Annotated in this window: 19 protein-coding genes; 8 read left to right on the plus strand and 11 right to left on the minus strand. The window is 70.0% G+C overall.

What is annotated here, in order from left to right; genetic code table 11:
* Positions 1-486 precede the first annotated feature (486 nt).
* From bioD to T333_RS14835, 3 genes are read right to left on the minus strand one after another with little or no spacing between them, the layout of a single operon-like run.
* Positions 487-1161, minus strand: coding sequence for a dethiobiotin synthase (bioD, locus tag T333_RS14825; RefSeq protein WP_496424807.1), 675 nt, complete (start codon positions 1159-1161; stop codon positions 487-489).
* Positions 1158-2312, minus strand: a complete 1155-nt coding sequence (locus T333_RS14830; protein ID WP_496424808.1) for an 8-amino-7-oxononanoate synthase — start codon at positions 2310-2312, stop codon at positions 1158-1160. Before T333_RS14830 ends, bioD begins: the two co-directional genes overlap by 4 nt.
* Positions 2313-2338: 26 nt before the next feature.
* Positions 2339-3631, minus strand: coding sequence for an adenosylmethionine--8-amino-7-oxononanoate transaminase (locus T333_RS14835; RefSeq protein WP_496424809.1), 1293 nt, complete (start codon positions 3629-3631; stop codon positions 2339-2341).
* A 140-nt stretch (positions 3632-3771) separates the two neighbouring features.
* Between T333_RS14835 and T333_RS14840 the strand changes: the two genes are divergently transcribed.
* Positions 3772-4710 (plus strand): bifunctional helix-turn-helix transcriptional regulator/GNAT family N-acetyltransferase, encoded by a 939-nt coding sequence (locus tag T333_RS14840; protein WP_496424810.1) that lies wholly within the window; start codon positions 3772-3774, stop codon positions 4708-4710.
* 72 nt (positions 4711-4782) lie between these two features.
* On the opposite strand, the gene T333_RS14845 is transcribed toward T333_RS14840, so the two are convergent.
* A complete protein-coding gene (locus T333_RS14845) occupies positions 4783-5226 on the minus strand; it encodes a MarR family winged helix-turn-helix transcriptional regulator (protein ID WP_496424811.1) in 444 nt (147 codons plus the stop codon).
* Between the two features lie 29 nt (positions 5227-5255).
* Here T333_RS14845 and T333_RS14850 point away from each other — a divergent pair, with 29 nt between their 5' ends.
* From T333_RS14850 to treY, 3 genes are all read left to right on the plus strand, one after another.
* Entirely contained in the window at positions 5256-5789 is a 534-nt protein-coding gene (locus tag T333_RS14850; RefSeq protein WP_357256993.1) for a cupin domain-containing protein, read from the plus strand.
* 76 nt (positions 5790-5865) lie between these two features.
* Positions 5866-7986 carry a glycogen debranching protein GlgX gene (gene glgX / locus T333_RS14855; RefSeq protein WP_357256991.1) on the plus strand — a complete coding sequence of 707 codons (2121 nt, stop codon included), beginning with the start codon at positions 5866-5868 and terminating at the stop codon, positions 7984-7986.
* A complete protein-coding gene (treY, locus tag T333_RS14860; RefSeq protein WP_496424812.1) occupies positions 7983-10433 on the plus strand; it encodes a malto-oligosyltrehalose synthase in 2451 nt (816 codons plus the stop codon). The genes glgX and treY overlap by 4 nt, the downstream gene beginning before the upstream one ends.
* Here the strand turns inward: treY and T333_RS14865 are convergent.
* The 4 genes from T333_RS14865 to T333_RS14880 all read right to left on the minus strand — a co-directional run bounded on the left by T333_RS14865 (position 10386) and on the right by T333_RS14880 (position 13679).
* Positions 10386-11693 (minus strand): T6SS phospholipase effector Tle1-like catalytic domain-containing protein, encoded by a 1308-nt coding sequence (locus T333_RS14865; protein WP_496424813.1) that lies wholly within the window; start codon positions 11691-11693, stop codon positions 10386-10388. The two genes, treY and T333_RS14865, sit on opposite strands and share 48 nt — an antisense overlap.
* A gap of 190 nt (positions 11694-11883) precedes the next feature.
* Positions 11884-12699, minus strand: a complete 816-nt coding sequence (locus T333_RS14870) for a methyltransferase domain-containing protein (protein WP_496424814.1) — start codon at positions 12697-12699, stop codon at positions 11884-11886.
* Between the two features lie 163 nt (positions 12700-12862).
* Positions 12863-13285: a hypothetical protein gene (locus tag T333_RS14875; protein WP_496424815.1), complete on the minus strand. Its 423-nt coding sequence runs from the start codon at positions 13283-13285 to the stop codon at positions 12863-12865.
* Positions 13286-13322: 37 nt separating this feature from the next.
* The gene (locus T333_RS14880) at positions 13323-13679 is read right to left on the minus strand and encodes a nuclear transport factor 2 family protein (RefSeq protein ID WP_141812651.1); all 357 of its coding nucleotides are present in this window, start codon (positions 13677-13679) and stop codon (positions 13323-13325) included.
* A gap of 105 nt (positions 13680-13784) precedes the next feature.
* On the opposite strand from T333_RS14880, the gene T333_RS14885 reads away from it, so the two are divergent.
* Positions 13785-16532, plus strand: a complete 2748-nt coding sequence (locus T333_RS14885; RefSeq protein WP_496424816.1) for a helix-turn-helix transcriptional regulator — start codon at positions 13785-13787, stop codon at positions 16530-16532.
* A gap of 120 nt (positions 16533-16652) precedes the next feature.
* On the opposite strand, the gene T333_RS14890 is transcribed toward T333_RS14885, so the two are convergent.
* Complete coding sequence (locus T333_RS14890) at positions 16653-16889, minus strand: hypothetical protein (RefSeq protein WP_357256980.1); 237 nt, start codon at positions 16887-16889, stop codon at positions 16653-16655.
* 87 nt (positions 16890-16976) lie between these two features.
* On the opposite strand from T333_RS14890, the gene T333_RS14895 reads away from it, so the two are divergent.
* Together T333_RS14895 and ilvA are read left to right on the plus strand one after the other, a co-directional pair.
* Entirely contained in the window at positions 16977-17411 is a 435-nt protein-coding gene (locus T333_RS14895) for a nitroreductase family deazaflavin-dependent oxidoreductase (RefSeq protein ID WP_355004344.1), read from the plus strand.
* Between the two features lie 63 nt (positions 17412-17474).
* Entirely contained in the window at positions 17475-18830 is a 1356-nt protein-coding gene (gene ilvA / locus T333_RS14900; protein WP_357256978.1) for a threonine ammonia-lyase IlvA, read from the plus strand.
* A gap of 121 nt (positions 18831-18951) precedes the next feature.
* Here ilvA and T333_RS14905 read toward each other — a convergent pair whose 3' ends face one another.
* Entirely contained in the window at positions 18952-20172 is a 1221-nt protein-coding gene (locus tag T333_RS14905; protein WP_496424817.1) for a serine hydrolase domain-containing protein, read from the minus strand.
* Between the two features lie 84 nt (positions 20173-20256).
* Positions 20257-22002 (minus strand): malto-oligosyltrehalose trehalohydrolase, encoded by a 1746-nt coding sequence (gene treZ, locus T333_RS14910; protein ID WP_496424818.1) that lies wholly within the window; start codon positions 22000-22002, stop codon positions 20257-20259.
* Between the two features lie 361 nt (positions 22003-22363).
* On the opposite strand from treZ, the gene T333_RS14915 reads away from it, so the two are divergent.
* Positions 22364-22978 (plus strand): class I SAM-dependent methyltransferase, encoded by a 615-nt coding sequence (locus T333_RS14915; protein WP_357256972.1) that lies wholly within the window; start codon positions 22364-22366, stop codon positions 22976-22978.
* Positions 22979-23068: the final 90 nt, after the last annotated feature.

The raw sequence follows: 23068 nt of genomic DNA on the forward strand, positions 1-23068 counted from the left end.
CACACCCAAAAGGTGCAATCAGATCTAAACTAGAGTCCGAAAACCTAGCAAACCAATCGCCAGCCGGAAATTAGCTGACTTAAATGTCCAGCCCTCCACACGGGGGGTGAAGAGCCGGAACCAAATTTCAAAATTTGGCACTGACATTCATCGACACACTATTGAGTTCTCAAAGAACACACGCACACACCATCTCCCGGGGGATTCCCCCGATCAATCGGTGAGGCAACTTTTACAGCTTAGCGCGGCCAGTAACCCGAAACCAAATCGGGGTCCCAATCGAGCTAGTGTGACCGCCAGGCGCTCCTCGTACTACCTCGTTTCCCGGTCCACGCTCAGCCTCTCGGCTTGGCGTCTCGGCTCCGGGTCGGTGTCCGTGTCGCTCTGACTTGGATAAAGTTACGTAGCGATGAGCACGATGTCAAATCCGCTGGTAGAAGCGGTAAACCGACACTTAACGCGGAATGGACACGGCGAGACGCACGCTCAGCGGAGCGCGGACCACCCCGGAACGAACCATTCCGGCGCCGTCGCGACGAACCGCTCCTGATCCCAACTACCCGCGCCCGCCGGTACGACGCCGACCACGTCGACACCCGTCACGCGCGGAAGATCGGTCCGGTTGCATTCGGCGGCGAGATCCGGCTCGGCGGGCCATGCCCCGATCACCAGGCCGGCGCAGCGGACCCCCGCCGACTCCAGCGCACGGGCGGTCAGCTCGCTGTGATTGAGGGTGCCGAGGCCCGCGGCCGCTACGACGACCACGGGCGCGTCGAGTTCACGCGCGAGATCCACCAGGGTGAACTCGCCGACCCGCACCAACAGCCCGCCCGCGCCCTCGACCAAGGTGAGGTCCGCGTCGTCCAGCGAGCGCACGGCGGCGGCGGTCTCCTTCAGCGTGAGCAGCGGTTGGCCGCAGCGAAGGGCCGCGGTGTCCGGTGCGAGCGGCTCCGGGTAGCGGGCGAGTTCGAGCGTCTTGACCGGACCGGCCAGCCGCTCGACCTCGGCGAGGTCGCCGGGTTCGCCGGGCGCGATGCCGGTTTGGGCGGGCTTGCATACCGCGACCGACAGTCCCGCCGCGCGCGCCGTCGCGGCAAGCGCGGCGGTGACGACGGTCTTCCCGACATCGGTCGAGGTTCCGGTGACCAGCAACAGACTCACGCGGGCACCACGTCCAGTCCGCGCGCCTCGGCCAGCACCGAGCCGAGCACGTCGGCGATGGTGTCGAGCTCCGCGCTAGTGAGGTTGGCGCGGGCGGTGAGCCGCAGTCGCGAGGTGCCCTCCGGTACCGACGGCGGACGGAAGCAGCCGACGTCCAGTCCACGCGCGCGACATTCCTGGGCCGCGTCGTAGGCCACCTGCGCCTCGCCGAGCACCACGGAGACGACCGCCGAGTCCGGCGCGGGCACACCCGCGATCCGCGCGATGTCGGCCGCGCGGTCCAGCACACGCGTCGCCATCGCGGGCTCGCGGCGTAGTAGCCCGAGGGCCGCGCGGGCGGCGCCGACCGCGGCGGGCGCGAGACCGGTGTCGAAGATGAAGGTGCGCGCCGCGTCGATGAGGTGCGCGCGAACCCGTTCGCTGGCGAGCACCGCGCCGCCCTGCGCGGCGAAGGCCTTGGACAGCGTCGCGGTCACGACGACATCCGGCTCGCCCGCGAGGCCTAGTTCGTGGACGAGTCCACGGCCTCCCTTACTCCGCACACCGAGCCCGTGCGCCTCGTCGACGACGAGGACCGCGCCGTTCGCGCGGGTCACCCGGTGCAACTCGGCCAGCGGGGCCAAGTCGCCATCGGCGCTGAAGACGGAATCGGTGAGAACGAGCGCACGCTCCTCGGTGCGCGCTGCGAGCAGCCGGTGCACGGCCTCGACATCACAGTGCGGTGCGATCTCCACCCTGGCGCGGGAGAGGCGGCAGGCGTCGACCAGCGAGGCGTGACTGCCCGCGTCGGAGACGATCAACGCGCCGCGTCCGGCGAGCGCGGTGACCGCGCCGAGGTTGGCGGCGTAGCCGGAGGCGAACACGAGACCCGCCTCGGCGCCGACGAATTCGGCGAGTTCGGCTTCCAAGCGCTCGTGATCGGCGGTGGTCCCGGTGACCAGTCGCGAGCCGGTGGAACCCGCGCCCCAGCGCCGCACGGCCTCGATCGCGCCCTCGATCACCTCGGGGTGCTTGGTGAGGCCGAGATAGTCATTGGAGGCCAGATCGATCGACGGCGAGTGCGGATCCCGCGGCCGGAGCTCCCGGCGCAATCCGGCGGTCACCCGCTCTGCGGCCCGTTCGTCCAACCAGCTCAACGGATCGGTAGTCACAGCTCCGCAGCATACTTGAACACCGTTCAGGATGGCAGCCCGGCCGGGATGTGCGCCGCGGCCGCCGCGCACATCCCCGAGGTGATCGTGGCGACTTCCTCGGTGCCGCTGATGAACGGCGGCATGGTGTAGATGAGGTTCCGGAACGGCCGCAGCCAGACGCCTGCGTCGACCGCGGCCGCGGTGGCGGCGCGCATGTCGACCGACCGTTCGAGTTCGACGACGCCGATCGCGCCGAGCACCCGGACGTCCGCGACGCCGGGCAACTCCCGCGCGGGGGCCAAGCCCGCGACGAGTTCGGATTCGATCCGCGCCACCTCGCCACGCCAATCGCGCGAGAGCAGCAGCTCGATCGACGCGACGGCCACCGCGCAAGCCAGCGGGTTGCCCATGAAGGTGGGTCCGTGCATCAGCCCGCCGTGCGCCGCGCTGATGGTCTCGGCGATGCGCGCGGTGCACAGTGTCGCGGCCAGCGTCAGGTAGCCGCCGGTCAGCGCCTTGCCGACGCACATGACGTCGGGGGCGACGCCAGCGTGGTCGGCCGCGAACAACTCGCCGGTGCGACCGAAGCCGGTGGCGATCTCGTCGAAGACGAGCAGCACGTCGTTGGCGTCGCAGAGGCGGCGCAGGTCGGCGAGGTAGCGCGGGTCGTGCCAGCGCATACCGCCCGCGCCCTGGACGACCGGTTCCACGATGACGGCCGCGAGTTCGCCGGCGTGCGCGGTGATCGCGCGTTCCAGTTCGGCGACGTAGTCGGCGCGATGGTCGCGCGGCGGCGCCGCGACGAAGATCTGTTCGACGAGGACGTCGGTCCACAGCGAGTGCATGCCGCCCTCGGGGTCGCACACGCTCATCGGGGTGAAGGTGTCGCCGTGGTAGCCGCCGCGCCAGGTGAGCAGGCGCCGCTTCTCGGGTTTGCCGACACTGCGCCAATACTGCAGACACATCTTGGTGGCGACCTCGACCGAGACCGAGCCGGAGTCGCATAGGAAGACTTTCTCCAACCCAGCGGGTGTGTGCTCGACCAGCAGCTGGGACAGGCGCGCGGCCGGTTCGTGGGTGAGCCCGCCGAACATGACGTGGCTCATCCGCCGCGACTGCGCGAGCAACGCGGCGTCGAGCACCGGGTGCCGATAGCCGTGCACGGCCGCCCACCACGAGCTCATGCCGTCGACGAGTTCGCGGCCGTCGGCCAGGGTGAGCCGCGCGCCGGACGCCTCGGCCACCACGAGCGGCGGCGTCGAAGCCGGGAATCCGCCGTAGGGATGCCAGACGTGTTCGGCGTCGATGGCGGTGATCTCGTCGGGGGTCAGTGCCACAGGAATTCCTCCCGGTTCGACGGGCTTGAACGGTGTTCAAGTTACCAGTCGAGCTCTGTCGATCCGACCGGAGTCCGGGAATTCTCCCGGCCGCGACCGATTCCGGATATTGTTTGACTCAGTCAACGATTGGAGCTCTCGTGACCGCCGTCCTTCCCACCGACATCGCCGCCGTGCGCGAGTTCAACCGCCATTACACGCGGGTCATCGGCGTGCTCGCCGAGGGACTCGTGGACACGGAGTTCTCCCTGACCGAGGCGCGAATCCTGTTCGAACTGGCGACCACCGGTTCCGCCGAAGCGGTCCGGCTGCGCCGCGCGCTGGACCTGGACCCCGGCTACCTCAGCCGGATCCTGACCCGATTCAAGAACCGCGGGCTGATCGAGAGCGGACGTTCCAGCAGCGACGGGCGCCGCCAAGAGGTGCGGCTCACCGACAAGGGACGGGCCGCCTTCGCGGTGCTGAACCAACGCTCCGGGGCCGACGTGGGCAAGCTGCTCGCGGCGCACCCACCCGGCGACCGGGCCCGGCTCGTCGACGCGATGCGCACCATCCAGCGCCTGCTCGACCGTCCGGCCGAACCCGCCGCGCGGCAGTTCACGCTGCGCGCGCCGCTGCCGGGCGACTACGGCTGGGTGATCCAGCGCAATGCCGCCTTGTACGCAGCGGAGTACGGCTGGGACATCCGGTACGAGGCGCTGGTCGCCGAGATCGTCGCGAATTTCCTTGCCGGGCACGATGATCGACGCGAGCGCGCGTGGATCGCCGAGTACGGCGGGGTGCCGGTGGGCTGCGTTTTCTGCGTAGCCGACAGCGAGACCACCGCCCGCCTCCGCCTGCTGCTCGTGGACCCGAGCGCCCGCGGGCTCGGCGTCGGCGCCGGGCTGGTCGCGGAATGCCTGCGCTTCGCGACGGAGGTCGGCTACCGCGAGATGGTGTTGTGGACCAACGACGTTCTCACCGCAGCGCGCCGCATCTACGAACGCGCGGGATTCGAGCTCGTCGAATCGGCGCCGCACCACAGTTTCGGCAAGGATTTGGTCGGCCAGACCTGGCGGCGGCCGCTCACTCCGGCGTAGTTCGCTCCGACACCGTGCCCTGCGGCTCGACAGTTCGACCGTCGCTACCGCGGACCCGATCACTCTGCCGACTTACGCCTCCCGCACATCGCTGTCGATCAATCCCGGCACCCTGGCCAAAGACGTCCGCAGCGCTCGAAGTGCGTCGTCTCCGAGTTCGTCCGCGAGCATCCGCTCGATCCCCGCGATTCGGTCGGCGGCGAGAGCGAGCGCGCGGCGGCCCGCCGCGGTGGTGACGACGATTCGGGCGCGACGGTCGGCGGGATCGACCGTCCGCTCGACATAACCGAAGCGCTCGAGGTGCGTCACCAGCTCCCCCATCGACTGCTGGGTCATGCCCGCCGCCTCTGCCAACGCCGTGACGCGCGAGCCTTCGGGATCCAGATGACGGAAGACGGCGTAGTGCGCCGGTCGCAGCTCGGGGTCGAGTTCGGCGCGCAGCTCACGGTTCAACGCCGTTTCATAGGAACGGGTCGCCTGGACGAGCAGCTTCAGCAAGGTATCGGCCGTTGACATAATACAAAGTTTACCTTTATATCTGAGTTATGCGCGATACCGTCCTCTCCTTCGCCAACGGCCATCGAGTCACCCTCGTCGATCGCGGGATCGACGAGCTGGGGCCGTACCTGCGACTGGAACACCTGGTGCGAAAGGTCGAGCGGCAGGCGGGACCGCACTGGCATCCCGTGCTGGCCGAGAGTTGGACCGTGCGGGAAGGCCGCCTGCGGTTTCGCGTCGACGGCGTCGAGATCGTCGCCGATCCCGGCGACACGGTGACCGCCCCGCCGCGCGCCGTGCACGAGTTCTGGAGCGAGGCCCCCGACACTCGGTTCGAGCACGAGATCCGCCCGCCGCTGCGGCACTGGGAGATGTTCCGGCTCTGGCGTGCTCTCGACGCGGCGGGCAAGACCACCGCGGGACGGGTTCCGCGCGACCCGCTGGCGCTGGCGCTGCTGTGGGACTACCAGGACGGTTACCTCGCGGGCATCCCCGCTCGGCCGCAACGCGCACTGCTCGGCGGGCTGGCGCGGGTCGCGCGGCGGCTCGGTTACGAGCGCCGCTGGTTGTCCGCTGAATGAGAGGGGCACGCAGTGTCGCGGCGAGGAGTACGGCCGTGCGCCGACCCGGCAAATGCCTCACGCTACTGTCGTTGCCATGGCTCAGCCCGACGCAGCGCCCGGTGAGGTGACCCCATTAGGTGTCTGGCCAGGCACCGCCTACCCTCTCGGGGCGACCTACGACGGCGCGGGCACCAACTTCTCGGTCTTCTCCGAGATCGCCGAATCCGTCGAGCTGTGCCTGATCGCCAAGGACGGCGGCGAGACGAGAATCGCGCTCGACGAGGTGGACGGCTACGTCTGGCACGCCTACCTGCCGACGATCGGCCCCGGTCAGCGCTACGGCTTCCGCGTGCACGGTCCCTACGACCCGGACCGCGGTCTGCGCTGCGATCCGAGCAAACTGCTGCTGGACCCGTACGGCAAGGCCTTCGACGGCGAGTTCGACAACGACCCCTCCCTCTATACCCACGGCCTGGATTCGCTGGGCCACACCATGACCGGCGTCGTCATCAACCCGTTCTTCGACTGGGGCGCCGACCGCGCGCCGAACCGGCCCTACCACGAGACGGTCATCTACGAGGCGCACGTCAAGGGCATGACGATGACGCACCCCGAGGTGCCGGAGGAACTGCGCGGCACCTACGCGGGCATCGCGCACCCGGCGATCGTCGAGCATTTGAAGAGCCTCGGCATCACCGCGATCGAGCTGATGCCGGTGCACCAATTCCTGCACGACCGGGTGCTGCTCGACCAGGGCTTGCGAAACTACTGGGGCTACAACAGCTTCGGCTATCTGGCGCCGCACAACGAGTACGCGGCGAGTCCGCGCGGCGGCGCGGCGGTGACCGAGTTCAAGGCGATGGTGCGCGCGCTGCACGCCGAGGGTATCGAGGTGATCCTCGACGTGGTCTACAACCACACCGCCGAGGGCAACCACCTCGGACCGACGCTGGGCTTCCGCGGTATCGACAACGCCGCGTATTACCGTCTGCTGGACGGTGATCCGGGCCGCTACATGGATTACACCGGCACCGGCAACAGCCTCAACGTCCGGCATCCGCACACCTTGCAGCTGATCATGGACTCGTTGCGGTACTGGATCCTGGACATGCACGTCGACGGTTTCCGCTTCGATCTGGCCGCCACCCTGGCCCGCGAACTGCACGACGTGGACCGGCTGTCCACGTTCTTCGATCTGGTGCAACAGGATCCGGTGGTCAGCCAGGTCAAGCTGATCGCCGAGCCGTGGGACGTCGGCGAGGGCGGCTACCAGGTGGGCAACTTCCCCGGGCTGTGGACGGAGTGGAACGGCAAGTACCGCGACACCGTCCGCGACTACTGGCGCGGGGAACCGGCCACCCTGGGCGAGTTCGCCTCTCGGCTTGCTGGCTCCTCGGATCTGTACGAAGCCACCGGCCGCAGGCCGAGCGCCAGCATCAATTTCGTCACCGCGCACGACGGTTTCACGCTGCGGGACCTGGTGTCCTACAACGAGAAGCACAACGATGCCAACGGTGAGGGCAATCGCGACGGCGAGAGCTACAACCGGTCGTGGAACTGCGGCGTCGAGGGCCCGACCGACGATCCGGAGATCAACGCCCTGCGCGCCAAGCAGACCCGCAACATGCTGGCCACGCTGGTGCTGAGCCAGGGCACCCCGATGCTGGCCCACGGCGACGAGATGGGCCGCAGCCAGCTGGGCAACAACAATGTGTACTGCCAGGATTCGCCGCTGGCCTGGATGGACTGGTCGCTGGCCGAGACCAACGCCGATCTGCTCGCGTTCACCCGCTCGGTCATCGCGCTGCGCACCGAGCATCCCGTCTTCCGCCGCCGCAGATTCCTCGCGGGACAACCGATTCGCGCCAAGGACCGAGCCGGCGACATCGCCTGGCTGACGCCCGCCGGTGCGGAGATGACCGCCGCGGACTGGGAGAGCGGTTTCGCCAAAGCGCTCATGGTCTATCTGAACGGCCAGGGCATTCCCGAGCCGGGACCGCGCGGTGAACGCATCACCGACGATTCGTTCCTGCTGTGCTTCAACGCCCACGACTCGGCCCTCGATTTCGCCTTGCCCGGCACCGATTACGGAGGACCGTGGACGGTGGCGCTGGACTGCTCGTCGGCCGACGGCCGAGCCGAGGCCACCTATCCGGCCGCCGCCACGATCTCCGTCCCTGCCCGTTGTCTGCTCGTCCTCCGCTGCCCCGCATGACCGACACGCACATGACCGCATCGAACGCACCGATCGAGACACACCACACCGACCCCATCGCCCGCGGGCGCGCGCTCGCGCGGCAGACCACCGTGCGCAGCACCTACCGGCTGCAACTGCGCCCCGACGCGCTCACCTTCGCCGACGCCAGAGCGATCGCGGAATACCTTCAGCAGCTCGGCATCTCGCACCTGTACCTGTCGCCGATCCTGACCGCGACGCACGGGTCCACGCACGGCTACGACGTCACCGATCCCAGCACCGTCTCGGCGGCGCTCGGCGGCCCGCTCGGGCTCAAGGCGCTCTCCGACGAGGTGCGCACCAGGGGCATGGGACTGATCGTGGACCTGGTGCCCAACCACGTCGGTGTCGCCGATCCGCGGCAGAACCCGTGGTGGTGGGACGTGCTGCGCAACGGCAAGGATTCGCCGTTCGCGCGGTTCTTCGACATCGACTGGAGCCCGGGCAACGGCGCGGGCGGCCGGCTGGCGCTGCCGGTGTTGCAGAGCGAGAACGATCCCGCCGCGCTGACCGTGGATCGCTCCGGCCCGGAACCGATGCTGGCGCTGCACGATCTGCGTTTCCCGATCGCGCCGGGCACCGACGGCGACAACGCGCTGCGCATCCACGACAAGCAGCACTACCGCCTGGTGAGCTGGAAAGCCGGACTCTGCACCTACCGGCGGTTCTTCGCGGTGAGCAGCCTGGCGGCGGTGCGTCAGGAGGACCCGGAGGTCTTCGACCTCACCCACCGCGAACTCGCGGCCTGGTGCGAACACGACCTGATCGACGGCGTCCGGGTGGATCATCCGGACGGATTGTCCTATCCCGCGGCGTATTTGAGCCGCCTGCGCCAGCTGATCGGCCCGCAGCGGCTGCTGCTGGTGGAGAAGATCCTGGCCAACCGTGAACCGCTGGATGCGACGCTGCCCATCGACGGCACCACCGGCTACGACGCGCTGGCCGGTCTCGGCGGCGTGCTCATCGATCCCGACGGCGAACAGACGCTGACCGAGCTGTCGCGGCGCTTCGCCGGACACGGCAGCGACCGCGCCTGGATCGGCGAGACCGAGCACCGGATCAAACGCGCCGTCGCCGAAAGCCTTCTGGCGCCGGAGATTCGGCGGCTGGTCGGCGCGATCAAACGCGACGCGCGAGCGGACAGCTTCGACACGATGGCGCTGACCAACGCCACCATCGAGGTGCTCGCCTTCATGCCGGTCTACCGCGCCGACTACGCGCCGCTGGCCGGCATGACCGGTGCGGTGATCGCCGAGGTGGAGAAGCGCAACAGCGAGCTCACCGCGCCGCTGAACGTGCTGGTGAGCGCGCTCGCCGCCGACGCGGAGGCGGCCGCCCGTTTCCACCAGGTGTGCGGCGCGATCACCGCGAAGGCCGTCGAGGACACCATGTTCTACCAGGCGGCCCGGCTGGTCTCGCTACAAGAGGTGGGCGGCAATCCGGCCCGATTCGGCCACTCGCTCAACGAGTTCCATCTCGCCAACGTCGAACGCGCGCAGCGTTGGCCCGCCACGATGACCACGCTGTCCACCCACGACACCAAGCGCGGCGAGGACGTGCGCGCCAGGATCGGGGTGCTCTCCCAGGTCGCGAGGACCTGGGCTCGGTCGGTCGAGACCTGGATGGACAAGACGCCCGCACCGGACGGCGCGACGGCGCTCTTCCTGTTGCAGAACATGTTCGGCGTCTGGCCCGCCGACGGCCGCCCGGCCTCCTCGGTGCCGGGACTGCGCGAGCGGCTGCACCTGTTCGCCGAGAAGGCGATGCGCGAGGCGGGCACCCGCACCTCGTGGGAGGAGCCGGACGGCGAGTTCGAGGCGGCCGTGCACGCGTGGATGGACGCGGTGATCGACGGACCGGTCGGCGCGGAGCTCAGTGATCTGGTGCACGATCTGGCGCCGCACGCCTGGTCGGACGCGTTGTCGCAGAAGCTGCTTCAGCTGTGCGGTCCGGGTATCCCCGACCTGTACCAGGGCTGCGAGCTGTGGGAGGACTCGCTGGTCGACCCGGACAACCGCCGCCCCGTCGACTTCCCCGCGCGCACAGGCATGTTGCAATCGCTCACCGGCACACCGGCTTTGGACACCTCCGGCGCGGCGAAGATGTGGATCGTCGCCTACGCGCTGTGGCTGCGCAGGGAGCGCCCCGACTGCTTCGTCGGCGGCGCCTACCTGCCGCTGTTCGCCACCGGTGAGCAAGCCGCCCGGCTGGTGTCCTACGCGCGCGCCCGAGTCGGCGAGGCGCCCGAAGTGATCGTCGCGGCCACCAGGCACAGCGTCGGCCTCACCGACACCGGCTGGGGCGATACCGCGCTCGACCTGCCGCAGGGCAACTGGACCGACCGGCTCACCGGCCACACCTTCCAGGGCAGGGCGCGCCTAGAGAAGCTGTTCGCTCGGCTCCCCGTCGCCCTGCTGGTGCGTTGAGGCATCGAGCGGGCTGATCTTTTCGATCAGCTCGGCCGGGAACTCGCCGCCCAGGTCCTCCTGCCAGCGCCGCAGGTTGTAGGGCCGGTATTCGCCCTTGTCGTGCACCGTCGAGGCGAGCAGGACGCCGTTGTCTGTCTCCACCCGCAGGCGGCGCAGGGAGTTCCAATAGAACCGCGCCCGCAGCGGGCTTCGGAGGGTCCGCACCACGTTCAGGAGGGTGTAGCCGGGCCCGCACGACTTGTGCCGCTCCATGTGGTTCTCCTGCCCCGCGCACTTGGCCGAAAGCTCCTCGAGCAGTTCGGTGTTGAATACGAGGCCTTCGGCCTCCGCCTCGGCGACCATCCAGCGCAGCGTGATGTCGGACAGCCCGCACTGGGCGTAGCCGCCGCCGATGTCGCTGTGCACGCCCTCGAACCAGACCTGCTTGACACGGTCGGCCTTGCGGTCCTTGATCCGGCGATATTTGATGCCGAGTTCGACCGGCACCTCCCAGAGGCAGGGCTCGAAGTTGCGCCGCCGTTCGTCGATGGCGAGGGCTTGTCGTGCGCACAGCACCCGTGGCGAGAGCTTGACGTCGTGGAAGCGGTGCCGCCACGAGGTCAGGCCGGGGACGCCGAGCGCGCCGACGGTGTCGAACACGCCGATGAAGTCGATGACCCGCCTGCGATGGCTGTGCTCGCGACGGAAGTCGCGCAGCTGCTGGTCGGTGGGCGGCGTGCGCCACCACATCGGCTTCTTGCGGCCGCGGCGGCGGTACATCTTGAAGGCCTTCGGGTAGTGCCCGGCGATCATCGAGCCGGGTTTCATGATGCCGATGCAGTCGATCAGGCCGACCAGGCTGCGCGCGGTGTACGCGCCGCGGCTGAAGCCGAAGATGTAGAGCTCGTCGCCGGGCTCCCAGTTGACGGCGATCTGCCAGTAGGCGGCGGACAGGTTCGCCTCCAGACCCAAGCCGAAGGCGCCGCCGAACAGCCGGTCGGCGGTGAAACCCCGTGCGCCGGGCCCGGATACGTAGATCACGTGCTGGCGGATCGGCTGCCCGTCGGGGCCCGCGGCCTCCATGCGGACGGTCTGTGCGATTTTGACGATGTTGGATACCGTGCTGCTGTTCTCGGCTTTCCACGTGCCGTCGCAACACACCACCAGGCGTTTCATGGCGAAATTCTCCCCTCGAATTCGCGTCGGAAACCCGCGTACTGGACTACTCGAATCATCGCCCCCGCGCCCGACCCCGTTAATGAAAACGCTGTCTTTCAATGCGTTTCGACGAAGATACCCCGGTCGATCCGGAATTTTTCGCGTGCGCGCTACGCGGAGCCGAGCCGGGTCGCCTGACACGGCGCCGCTGTCGCCGACCTCTTCCGACGACGAGGGCCGCTTTCCCGAAGAGCGACGGCATGGCGCCGACAGTAGTTAGACGCTCGCTATATCCGAACACGCGACACGGTCACGGCTTGTGGGCGAGCACCGCGAACATCGTCACCGACAGGTGGAAGTCGCCGCGCTCGATGCCCGCGTCCAGGTCGGCGAGAAACCGCTCGAACTCCTCGGCGGTGACGGTGCCGTATCTCGACGCTTGCTCGTTCATCTGCTGGTAAAGCGGTCGCGCGGTCACCGGATCCCAGATCACCGCCTCGGATCCCTGATCGTCGATGACGAGACCCTGGCCCGCCAGCAGTCCGCGCAGCCTACGGCCGGACGCGGGGTTGGGGACGTCCGCGAGCATCGCGGTGCCGAGCGCCTCGACGACGGCCGGATCGCCCGGGTGGGTGATGGCGGTGTACCAGTCGCTGTCGATCAGCAGGACCCGGCCGCCGGGGCACAGCACCCTGGCGATTTCGGCGGTGGCCGCGGCGGGATCGTCGAGATGCTGGTAGACGCGCTCGCAGCGGACCGCGTCGAAGGACGCGTCCGGAAACGGCAGGTGATAGACCGAGCCGTGCACGAACCGCGCGGACGACCCGGCGGCCTCGGCCCGCCGCCGCGCGATGGCCAGCATCGCGGGGTTCGGATCCAGGCCGACCGCCGCGCCCTCGGCGCCCACCCGCTCGGCGAAGACCAGCGCCTCCGATCCGGTGCCCGCCCCGATGTCGAGGGTCCGCTCCCCCGCGCGGACCGCGAGCGCCTCGTGCGCCCACTGCCGCATCCGGCGGATGCCGGGCAGGTCGGCCTGCAAGTCGAGGATCTCGATCAGCTCATCGATCCGATCGGCGTCGATCCGATCCGAGTGAAAAGACGGAGCTTCCACAGGTCCCTCTGTCATGCGTCCGACGCTACCCGCCTCGACGCTGCTGCCGGATCCGAAACCCTCGCTGATCTGCGCGGCTACCGTCTTCGAGGCGTGTGCGGACGCACAAGGCGACGGCCCCGGAGGGTCGCCGGGGCCGTGCGGTGGTCGATGCTGTTGTCGGAGAGAAGGTTCGGCGTCACCGAGTCTTGCGCAGACCCAGGTACTGGAGGGCCGCGAAGCCGCCGACCGTCGCGGCCTGCATGACCGTCCAGACCGAGCCGACGAGGTTCAAGTCGAGCGCGCCCTCGGCGAGCGCGGCCAGGCTGACCAGGACCCAGGCGGCGTTCAGGCCGATCACCGCGCGGGCGGCGACGGGGTTGATCGACTTCGTCGACCCGATCACCGCGACGCCGAGGCCGTAGAGCGTGAGGAAGACGCCGATCGCGAGGCCGAGGCCCCGGTCGAGGCCGAGCAGCGACTCGAGCGGGCCGGACAGTGCCAGGTAGGCGATTCCGTTCGCTCCGGTGATCACCGCGTCCAAGCGCAGCGAGGTCCGCAGCAGCTTGTCGCCGGAGGCGAGCAGGGTGGACAGGTAACCGGGGGCGGTGGTGGTGGTCATGACGAATCTCTTTTCTGGATAGCGATTTTCGGGAGGATCAGGCGGCGGCGGGGACCTTGTCGAGGAAGCCGTACACGTCGGCGATGCGGCCCTGGTCGAGCACCGCGACGTCGAACCCGACCACCAGCGCGGGACCATCGGCCGGACCCAGCTCCCAGGTGAAGCGCACCTGGTCGTGGTGTCCGTCGACCGGGCCCGCCAAGCGGAACACCATGCCGGGGAACTGCGCCTGCACCGCGGCGATCCCCGCGTCCAGCGCCTCGCGCCCGGTGACGGCCATGAGCGGGTCGACGTAGCGCGGCTCGTCGGTGAAGACCCGGGCGATGGCGGCCGAGCGGGCGGCGGCGTCGGTGGTGTTCCAGATCTCCAGGTACTGCGCGACCAGGTCGTTCATCGTTGTCTCCCTTGTATTTCCCTGCGCTGTGTTGCGCTGTGAGAACAAGGTATGGCGGTGCGAGGGGTCGCCGAATCAGTCACCTATAAGTACTTTCCGTGACCGATGACCTACGCACCGCGACCGATGACCTACGTACCGCACGTCGGTGACCGATACGGTGAACGGATGCTGCACGGACGCGAGGCCGAACAGGCCCGCATCGATCGACTGCTCGCCGACGCACGGGCGGGGCGCAGCGGCGTCCTCGTGCTGCGCGGCGAACCGGGTATCGGCAAGACGGCGCTACTCGATTACGCTGCGGCACAAGGGATTCCGTCGGTGCGCAGCGCGGGTGTCGAGTCGGAGGCCGAGCTGCCCTTCGCTGGACTGCACCTGATGGTCCGGCCCGGCATGGCGCTGGCGGACACGCTGCCCGAGCGACAGCGCGCGGCGTTGCTCGGCGCGTTCGGGCTCGGAGCGCAGGAACCCGGCGACCGGCTGCTCATCGGCTTGGCGGTGCTCTCGCTGTTGGCGGAGGAGGCGGCCGACGGACCGCTGCTGTGTCTGATCGACGACGCGCACTGGCTGGACCGCGCGACCGCGGAGACTCTGCTCTTCGCCGCGCGCCGCCTGGACGCGGAAGGCGTCGCGATGATCTTCGCGACCCGCGCGGGCGCGAACGATTTCCCGGCGCCCGGTCTGCCGGAGCTGCTCGTGCCCGCGCTGCGCCAGGACGCGGCCGCCGCGCTGGTGGACGCGGACGCACCGGATCTCGCCCCCGCGCTGCGCTACCGGCTGCTCACCGAGGCGGGCGGCAACCCGCTGGCACTGCGCGAACTTCCCGCGGTGCTGGCCGCCGAGTCCGCCGACTCCGGGCCGAATCCGCTGCCGCTCACCCAGCGGCTTCAGGTCGCCTTCCACGGCCGGGTCAGCAGGCTGCCCGAAGCAACGCGGACCCTGCTGCTGATCGCCGCGGCGGCGGGCGCGGCCGAGATCGATCCGGTGCTGCGGGCGGCGGCGACCCTCGGCGCCGGTCCCGCCGATCTACAGCCCGCCGAGGACGACGACCTGGTGCACACCGACGGCCGCACGCTCACCTTCCGTCATCCGCTGCTGCGTTCGGCGATCTATCAGGGCGCGCCGCTCGCCCAGCGGCTCGCCGCGCACGGCGCGCTCGCCGCGACGCTCACCGCACCCGAGGACGCCGACCTGCGCGCCTGGCATCTGGCTTCGGCCGCCACCGGCCCGGACGAAGCCATCGCCGCCGCGCTGGCCGCTACCGCCGATCGGGCGCGCGCCCGCAACGGCTATCACGGCGCGGTGGCCGCCTACGAGCGCGCGGCCACGCTCAGCACCGACCCCGCGGCGCGGGTGGGCAGGCTGGTGCTCGCCGCCGAAACCGCGGGCGAGACGGGCATGTACGAGCTGGCGGACCGGCTGGCCGAGCGCGCGGTGACACAGACCGCCGACCCGCTGCTCGCCGCGCGCCTCGACCTGGTTCGCGGCCTCGCGGAATTCGGTGCGGGCAAACGACTTCCGGCGCACCGGCGGCTGGTCGCGGCGGCCGACTCGGCGCCAGGGGAACCGCTGCTCGCGGCGCGCATCCTGATGGTCGCGATACACACCGCGTGGTATCTGGGCGCCGACGAACTCGATGAAGTCACCCGGCGCCTGGCCACACTGCCGCTGCCCCAAGACGATTCGCTGGCGCACACCACCGCGTACGTGCTCGACGGCGTGCACGGGCGGTTCCACGTCGACCTGCGCGCGGCGGCCGACAAGGCCCGCGCCACGGGCGCGGACGTGCGCGACCTGGTGCAGTTGTCCGGCGTCGGTCTCGTGGTCGGACAGGACGAGCAGGTGGCGGAACTGGCGGACGAGTTGGTCGCGACATGTCGCGACGAGGGCAGGATCGGCCCGCTGCCGACGCTGCTGTTCTTCCACTCCGAAGCCGAGTGCTTCCTCGGCCGACCGCGCGAGGCGCTGGTCATCGCGACCGAAGGGGCGCGAATCGCGCAAGACACCGGGCAGGACCATTGGGTCGGCCAGCTCTCGGCCATGCTCGCCTATCTGGCGGCCCTCGCTGGCCGGGAAGCGGACTGCCGCGCGGCGGCCGAGCACGCGCTGGCCGAGCGGTTCGGCGGCGCCGACGCGCCGGGCGCCAGCTGGGCACACGCGGCGCTCGGCCTGCTCGATCTCGGGCTCGGCCGGGTGGACAGCGCTATCGCACGGCTCGAGTCGCTGACCGAGGAACCGTCCCGGCACATGGTCATCGGACTGCGCTCGCTACCCGATCTCGTAGAAGCGGCGGTGCGGCTCGGGGACCCGGCCCGGGCAGGCGACGCGCTGGACCGGCTCGAGCACTGGGCCGCGGCCTCGCGCCAGGATTGGGTCGCCGCGCTCGCCGCACGCGCTCGCGCCCTGCTCGGTCCGGACGCGGAGGCCGAGGAGCATTTCCGCGCCTCGCTCGAGCTCGGTGGCCGTCCGTTCGAGCGCGCCCGCACGCAGCTGCTCTACGGGGAGTGGCTGCGCCGCAACCGCCGCAAGGTGGACGCCAGGAGTCAGCTGCAACCGGCGTTGGAGATCTTCGAGCGCTTGGACGCCGCGCCGTGGGCCGAGCGCGCCCGCGTGGAACTCGGCGCGCTCGGCGTCGGGGCGGCGGCTCGGGCCGGATCGGGGATGCTCGCCGCGCTCACCCCGCAGGAATTGCAGATCGTGCGGCTCGCGGCGCAGGGAATGACGAATCGGGACATCGCCGCGCAGCTGTTCCTGAGCCCGCGGACGGTCGGCCATCACCTGTACAAGGCGTATCCGAAGCTCGGTGTCGTCTCGCGCGGGGAACTGGCGGCGTTGCCGTTGGGCGGGGACTGATTCGTAGCGGCGGAGACGCCGATCGAGCCAGGTACTTACCGGGCGTGGACCACCGAGACCGATGCGCCACCGACGGCCGAACTCGATCGAGAGCGGAGAGCTACCGCGGGCGCCGCGCGATCAGTGCGTGGCCAGCTCCCGGGGGCGGCGGATCGCAGTCCCCCGCCGCGCCGTCACGTGACCGACGGTCCAGCGCAGAGCCGCGACCGCGGCGGCGGCCAGCACGGCGACCTGCGGGACGCCGGTGATCAGCAGGAGCAGCGCACCGGCCACCAGCCCGGCGGCCAGCGCCTCGAGCTTGTACACGGGCCACGCGGTGCCCGCGATGTCCACGCTGGTGGGGTGAGCCGTTGCCATGCCATCAGGATATACGGAAGGTGAATTTCGGGCCACCGAACATTTCCGCCCGGGAACACCGGTAGCCGGTGCGGTGTTGCCGCTCGTATGCCACTTTCCGGAGAGTACGCACCGAGCACATCCGACTGGGCCCGTAAGCAGGCGGAGACCTACGAGAAGTCCGGCGGTACCAAGGGCACGTCGATGATGGGCAAGCCCGTCATCCTGCTCACCACCAAGGGCGCCAAGACCGGGAAGCTCCGCAAGACCCCGCTGATGCGGGTGGAGCACGACGGCGAGTACGCCGTGGTCGCCTCACTGGGCGGCGCGCCCAAGCACCCGGTCTGGTACTACAACATCAAGGCCGAACCGCACGTCGAACTGCGCGACGGCGAGGTCAGCAAGGACTACACCGCGCGCGAGGTCTTCGGCGAGGAGAAGCGGGTGTGGTGGGACCGCGCCGTCGAGGTGTGGCCCGATTACGCCAACTATCAGACGAAGACGACCCGCCAGATCCCCGTTTTCGTGCTCACCCCGCGCTGATCCGACAAGCGAGCGCCCCACCCGCCGCGCGCTTGCGTCGCGGCGGGTGGCAGCATATTTCGAGTGTCCAATCCGCTTGATGTGATCGATCACTTGTCGGCCGCCCGTCCCGCACTGAGCGCGGACGAGATCGATGCCGCCGCCAAGCGAATTGCCGACATTATCGACCCGACCCCGCTCCAGCTCAGCCCGCGGCTATCCGCGCTGACGGGCGCGCAGGTCTACCTCAAGCGCGAGGACCTCTCCGCCGTGCGCTCCTACAAGCTGCGCGGGGCCTACAACCTCATCGTCCAGCTCAGCGCTGAGGAGCGGGCCGCGGGCGTTGTCGCCGCCAGCGCGGGCAACCACGCCCAGGGCGTCGCCTACGCCTGCCAGGCCATGGGCATCACCGGCCGCATCTACGTGCCGACCACCACCCCGAAGCAGAAGCGCGACCGGATCCGGGTGCACGGCGGCGAGTTCGTCGAGCTGATCGCGGTCGGCGAGACCTACGACGCCGCCGCGGCGGCCGCGGCCGCCGACGTCGAGCGCACCGGCGCGACCATGGTTCCCCCGTTCGACGACCCGCGCACCGCCGCGGGCCAGGGCACCATCGCCGCCGAGATCCTCGAGCAGCTCGGCGCCGCGCCCGACCTCGTGGTCGTTCCGGTGGGCGGCGGCGGCTGCCTGGCCGGTGTCGGCACCTACCTGCGCGAGCGCGCGCCGCAGACCGGCATCCTCGGCGCCGAACCGGCGGGCGCGGCCTCGATGACCGCGGCACTGGTCGCGGGCGGACCGGTGACGCTGCCGGAGATCGACCCGTTCGTCGACGGCGCCGCGGTGCGCAGGATCGGCGCGGTGCCCTACGCCGCGGTCGCGGGCTTCGGCGGGCGGGTCGTCTCGCACGGCTCGCTGCCGTTACTGACCGCGACCGAATCCCGCAGCGGCGCAGGCGCTTTCCGTCTGCTCCAGGTCGACGAGGGCGCGATCTGCACCACCATGCTCGACCTGTACCAGAACGAGGGCATCATCGCCGAACCCGCGGGCGCGCTCGCGGTGGCCGCGCTCGCCGAGGTCGACGTCACGCCGGGCTCGACGGTGGTGTGCCTGGTGTCGGGCGGCAACAACGACGTCTCGCGCTACGGCGAGATCATCGAACGCTCGCTGGTGCACCGCGGCCTGAAGCACTACTTCCTCGTCGACTTCCCGCAGGAGCCCGGCGCGCTGCGCCGCTTCCTCAACGAGGTGCTCGGCCCGGACGACGACATCACCCTGTTCGAGTACGTCAAGCGCAACAACCGGGAGACCGGGGCCGCGCTGGTCGGCATCGAACTCGGCACGCCGGACGGTCTGGAGTCGGTGCTGGAGCGGATGGCCGCCTCCCCCATCCAGTGCGAGCGGCTGGAGCCCGGTTCACCGGCGTACCGGTATCTGACCTGACACCCTGCCCCGCTCTGTCCGCTCCAGAGCGGGGACGGCCGGTCGCTCACGGCGGTCGGCCGACCACACCGGCTCGCGCGGGCCGACCGTCGTTCCATTCGCCGACGCGAAGCCGCGTCGGTCAGGCCGCCGCGTCGCGCGTCTCGTCGAGCGTGACCCGCCGGGTGGCGCGCAGGCAGTTGAGGATCAGCGGCAACAGCCACATGGCCGAGAACTGGTCCACGCCCAGCTGACCGGCCGAGAGCCGGTTGTGCACGAAACCGACCGAGAGGCCCATGCGCGGTTCGGCCCAGCCGAACGAGCCGCCGAGCCCGATGTGGCCGAGGCCGCCGCGAGCGCCGGGCATCGGCAGCGAGTGGTAGCCGAGATGCCACATCATCGGCGCGTAGAACAGCGCGTGGTCGAGGCGGTAGGTGCGCACCTTGCTCAGTTCCCTGATCGTCGCGGGTGACAGGAACGGCAGGCCGCCCGGCGTCAGACCGCTCGCGACCGAGCCGTACATGGTGGCGAGCGCGGACGCGGTGGCCACGCCGTTGCCCGCGGGCAGTTCGGTGCGCAGGATCGACGGTCCGTCGCCCTCCAGGATGGCGTGCAACCCGGGCAGGAACAGGCAGCGGGTCGCCGCGCCCAACGCACCGGGAATGAGGTGGCTGCGGCCGAGCAAGAGGGCGCCGAGCGGTTTGCCGAGCAGGCTGAGCTGGCTGCCCGCCAGCGGCGCGTACACGGTGGCCGACTCGGCGGGCGGCAGACCCAGGTGCAGCCCGTCGATGCCGAGCGGCTCGGACACCTCGGTGCGGAACAATTCGCCCATGCTCTTGCCGGTGATCCCGCGGGCGATGCCCGCGAGCAGCCAGCCGTAGGTCAGCGCGTGATAGGTCGGCACGCCGAGTTTTCGATCGGGTTTGGCGGCGGCCAGGCGCCGCTCCATGAGCTCGTGGTCGAGGATGTCGTCGGGGCTCTTCGCGATCGGCGCCAGCGCCGAGAGGCCCGCGCTGTGCGTCATCACCTGCCGCACCGTGATGCCGCCCTTGCCGTTGGCGGCGAACGCGGGCCAGTACTCGGCGACGGGAGCGTTGTAGTCGAGCAATCCGCGGTCGGCCAACCGGTGGATGACGGTGGCGGTGATGCCCTTGGTCGCGGAGAAGATGATCGAGCCGGTTTCGCGGGTCCAGACCCCCTCGCCCGCGGTGCCGGTGCAGATGTCGACAAGGGGTTCGCCGTTCAAATGCACCGCCAACGCGCCACCCGCGCCGCGACGATTTCCGAACGCCCTGGTGAAAGCGCGTACCAGCGGTCCGAATTCGGCGGCGGCGCTGCCGCTGACTGAAGCCACGTTGCTCATCACTCCACGGTAATGGCGACGGACAAACCGGGCAATGGGCCTGTCCCGGACAGTTGGCGGACCGTTACCCGGGATTCGGTGCGGTCACGGCGCTTTCGCGGCCGGGAGCGAGTCGGCGAGCAGCGCGAACGAGTGCGCGGGAATCGTTGTGCCCGTTGGCCCTTCGGTCGGCGGCTCCCAGGACAGCAGCGAGAACCCGGTTACCGGCACCCGCACCGGGTCTTCGGAGAGGTTGCACACCAGGTGCAGCGTCCCGCGGTGCAGTACGAGCCATCGGGACCGTTCATCGTAGTCCACCCGTACGTGCGGCAGCGACGAATCGGTGAGATCCGGGTGCGCCCTGCGGATCGCGAGCAGGGCCCGGTAGCAGGCGAGCAGCCTGGCCCGGGCGGGATCGGCGAGTTCGGACCAGTCCAGCTTGGATCGGTGGAAGGTGGCGGGGTCCTGCGGGTCGGGCACGTCCTCGCTGGGCCAGCCGTGCTCGGCGAACTCCTCCTTGCGTCCGGCCGCGGTGGCCGCGCCGATCTGCGGGTCGGTGTGCGAGGTGAAGAACTGAAACGGCGTGCGCGCGCCCCATTCCTCGCCCATGAACAGCATCGGGGTGTACGCCGAGCACAGCACCAGCGCCGCCTTGACGGCGAGCTGGCCGTCGGTCAGGTAGGCGCTCGGCCGGTCGCCCAGCGCTCGGTTGCCGACCTGATCGTGGGTGCAGGTGTAGGCGAGCAGCGCCGAACCGGGGACCACGGAACGATCCAGCGGGCGACCGTGGACGCGGCCGCGGAAGCTGGAGAACGTGCCCGCGTGGAAGAAGCCGTGCGTCAGCGTCCGTGCCAGACAGGCCATCGAACCGAAATCGGCGTAGTAGCCCTGCCGCTCGCCGGAGACCGCGGCGTGCACGGCGTGGTGCAGGTCGTCGTTCCACTGCCCGGTCAGCCCGTGGCCGCCTGCCGCGCGCGCCGTGATCAGCCGCGGGTCGTTGAGATCGCTCTCCGCGATCAAGGTCAGCGGCCTGCGCACGTGCGCGGCGAGGCGTTCGGTCTCGGCGGCCAGCTCGGCGAGCAGATGGGTGGCGGTGCGGTCGACCAAGGCGTGCACCGCGTCCAGCCGCAGCGCGTCGATGTGGAAGTCGCGCAACCAGCGCAGCGCGTTGCCGATGATGTAGCGGCGCACCTCGTCCGAGGCCGGACCGTCCAGGTTGAGGCTGAGCCCCCACGTGTTGCGGCCTTCGGTGAGATAGGGACCGAAGCGGGGCAGATAGTTGCCGGACGGCCCGAGGTGGTTGTAGACGACGTCGAGGCAGACCGCCAAACCGCGCGTGTGACAGGCGTTCACGAACCGTTGCAGCCCGTCCGGCCCGCCGTAGCTCTCCTGCACCGCGTACCAGAGCACGCCGTCGTAGCCCCAGTTGTGGGTGCCGTCGAAGGCGGTGACCGGCATCAGCTCCACCACGGTGACGCCCAGGTCGACGAGGTGGTCCAAGCGTCCGATCGCCGCGTCGAAGGTGCCCTCGGGAGTGAACGCGCCGATGTGCAGTTCGTAGAAGACCGATCCCGCCAGCGGCCGTCCGGTCCAGTCCCGGTCGGTCCACCCGCCCGGATCCAGCGTGTGCAGCGCGGAGCGTCCGTGCACGCCGTCCGGCTGACGGGCCGAGCGCGGGTCGGGCAGCACGGTGGGATCGTCGTCGAGCAGGTATCCGTACCGCGCGCCGTCGGCCGCGTCCCGCTCGACGCGCCACCAGCCGTCGGCGGAGCCCCGCATCGGGTGCACGTCGCCGTCGAGCTCGAGCCGCACCGTGCCGGCCTTGGGCGCCCACACCTCGAAGACAGTCACCGCGCCAGCATCGCACGTTGGGCGATACCGGCTCATCCTGGCGAGGCCGCCGCCGAGCGGCACCGGTGCGGCGCCCATCGAGCGGCACCGGCGCGGCGCCCATCGAGCGCACTGGGGCCGGTCCTTCGAAACGGAGTGGGGCCGCGGCCTTCCAGCGCACTGGCGCCGCGTCCTTCGAAACGGAGTGGGCCGTGCCCCTCGAACACATCGGCGCCAGGCCCGCCGAACACACTGACGCCAGGCCCGCCGAACACACTGACGCCGGGTCCGTCGAGCGCACTGGCGTCGGTCCTCCGAGCGCACTGGCGTCGGTCCTCCGAGCGCACTGGCGCAGCGGCACTCGGGCTGCCAGAGTGAACGCGTGGGACTGTACGAGAATCAGGTCGTGCCCCGGTTGGTGGAATTCGCCTGCGGCATGCGGATCAACGAACCGCAGCGGCAACGGGCGTGTGCCGGTCTGCACGGCCGGGTGGTGGAGATCGGCTTCGGCTCCGGGCTCAACGTGCCGTTCTATCCGGACACGGTGCGGTCGATCAGCGCGGTGGAACCGGCGGATCTGGGCTGGAAACTGGCGGGCAAGCGCCTGGAACGGGCATCGGTGCCGATCGAGCGTGCCGGGCTGGACGGCCAGTCGCTGCCGTTCCCGGACAACACTTTCGACTCGGCGCTGTCGACCTGGACGATGTGCACCATCCCGGATGTGGCGACCGCGCTCGCGGAAGTGCGCCGGGTGCTGGTGCCGGGTGGGACGTTCCATTTCGTCGAGCACGGGCTCGCGCCGGACGCCAAGGTCCAGGCCTGGCAGCACCGGCTCAATCCGATCCAGAAGACGATCGCGGGCGGGTGCAACCTCGATCGCGACATCCTCGGTTTGGTGCGCGCCGCCGGGTTCGAGGTCCGCGACGTGGACGTCTTCTACGGCGAGGGACCGAAGTTCCTCGCCGCGCTGACACTCGGCGTCGCGGTCTCGGCGTAAGCGTTCCTCCGCCTTCGCTCGACCATGCGCGGGGCTTTCCACAGACTCCGTCCGGCAGCGCTTGTTCGGCGGAAGTACGCCCGCCAGCGC

This window comes from Nocardia sp. CNS-044, assembly GCF_059570515.1.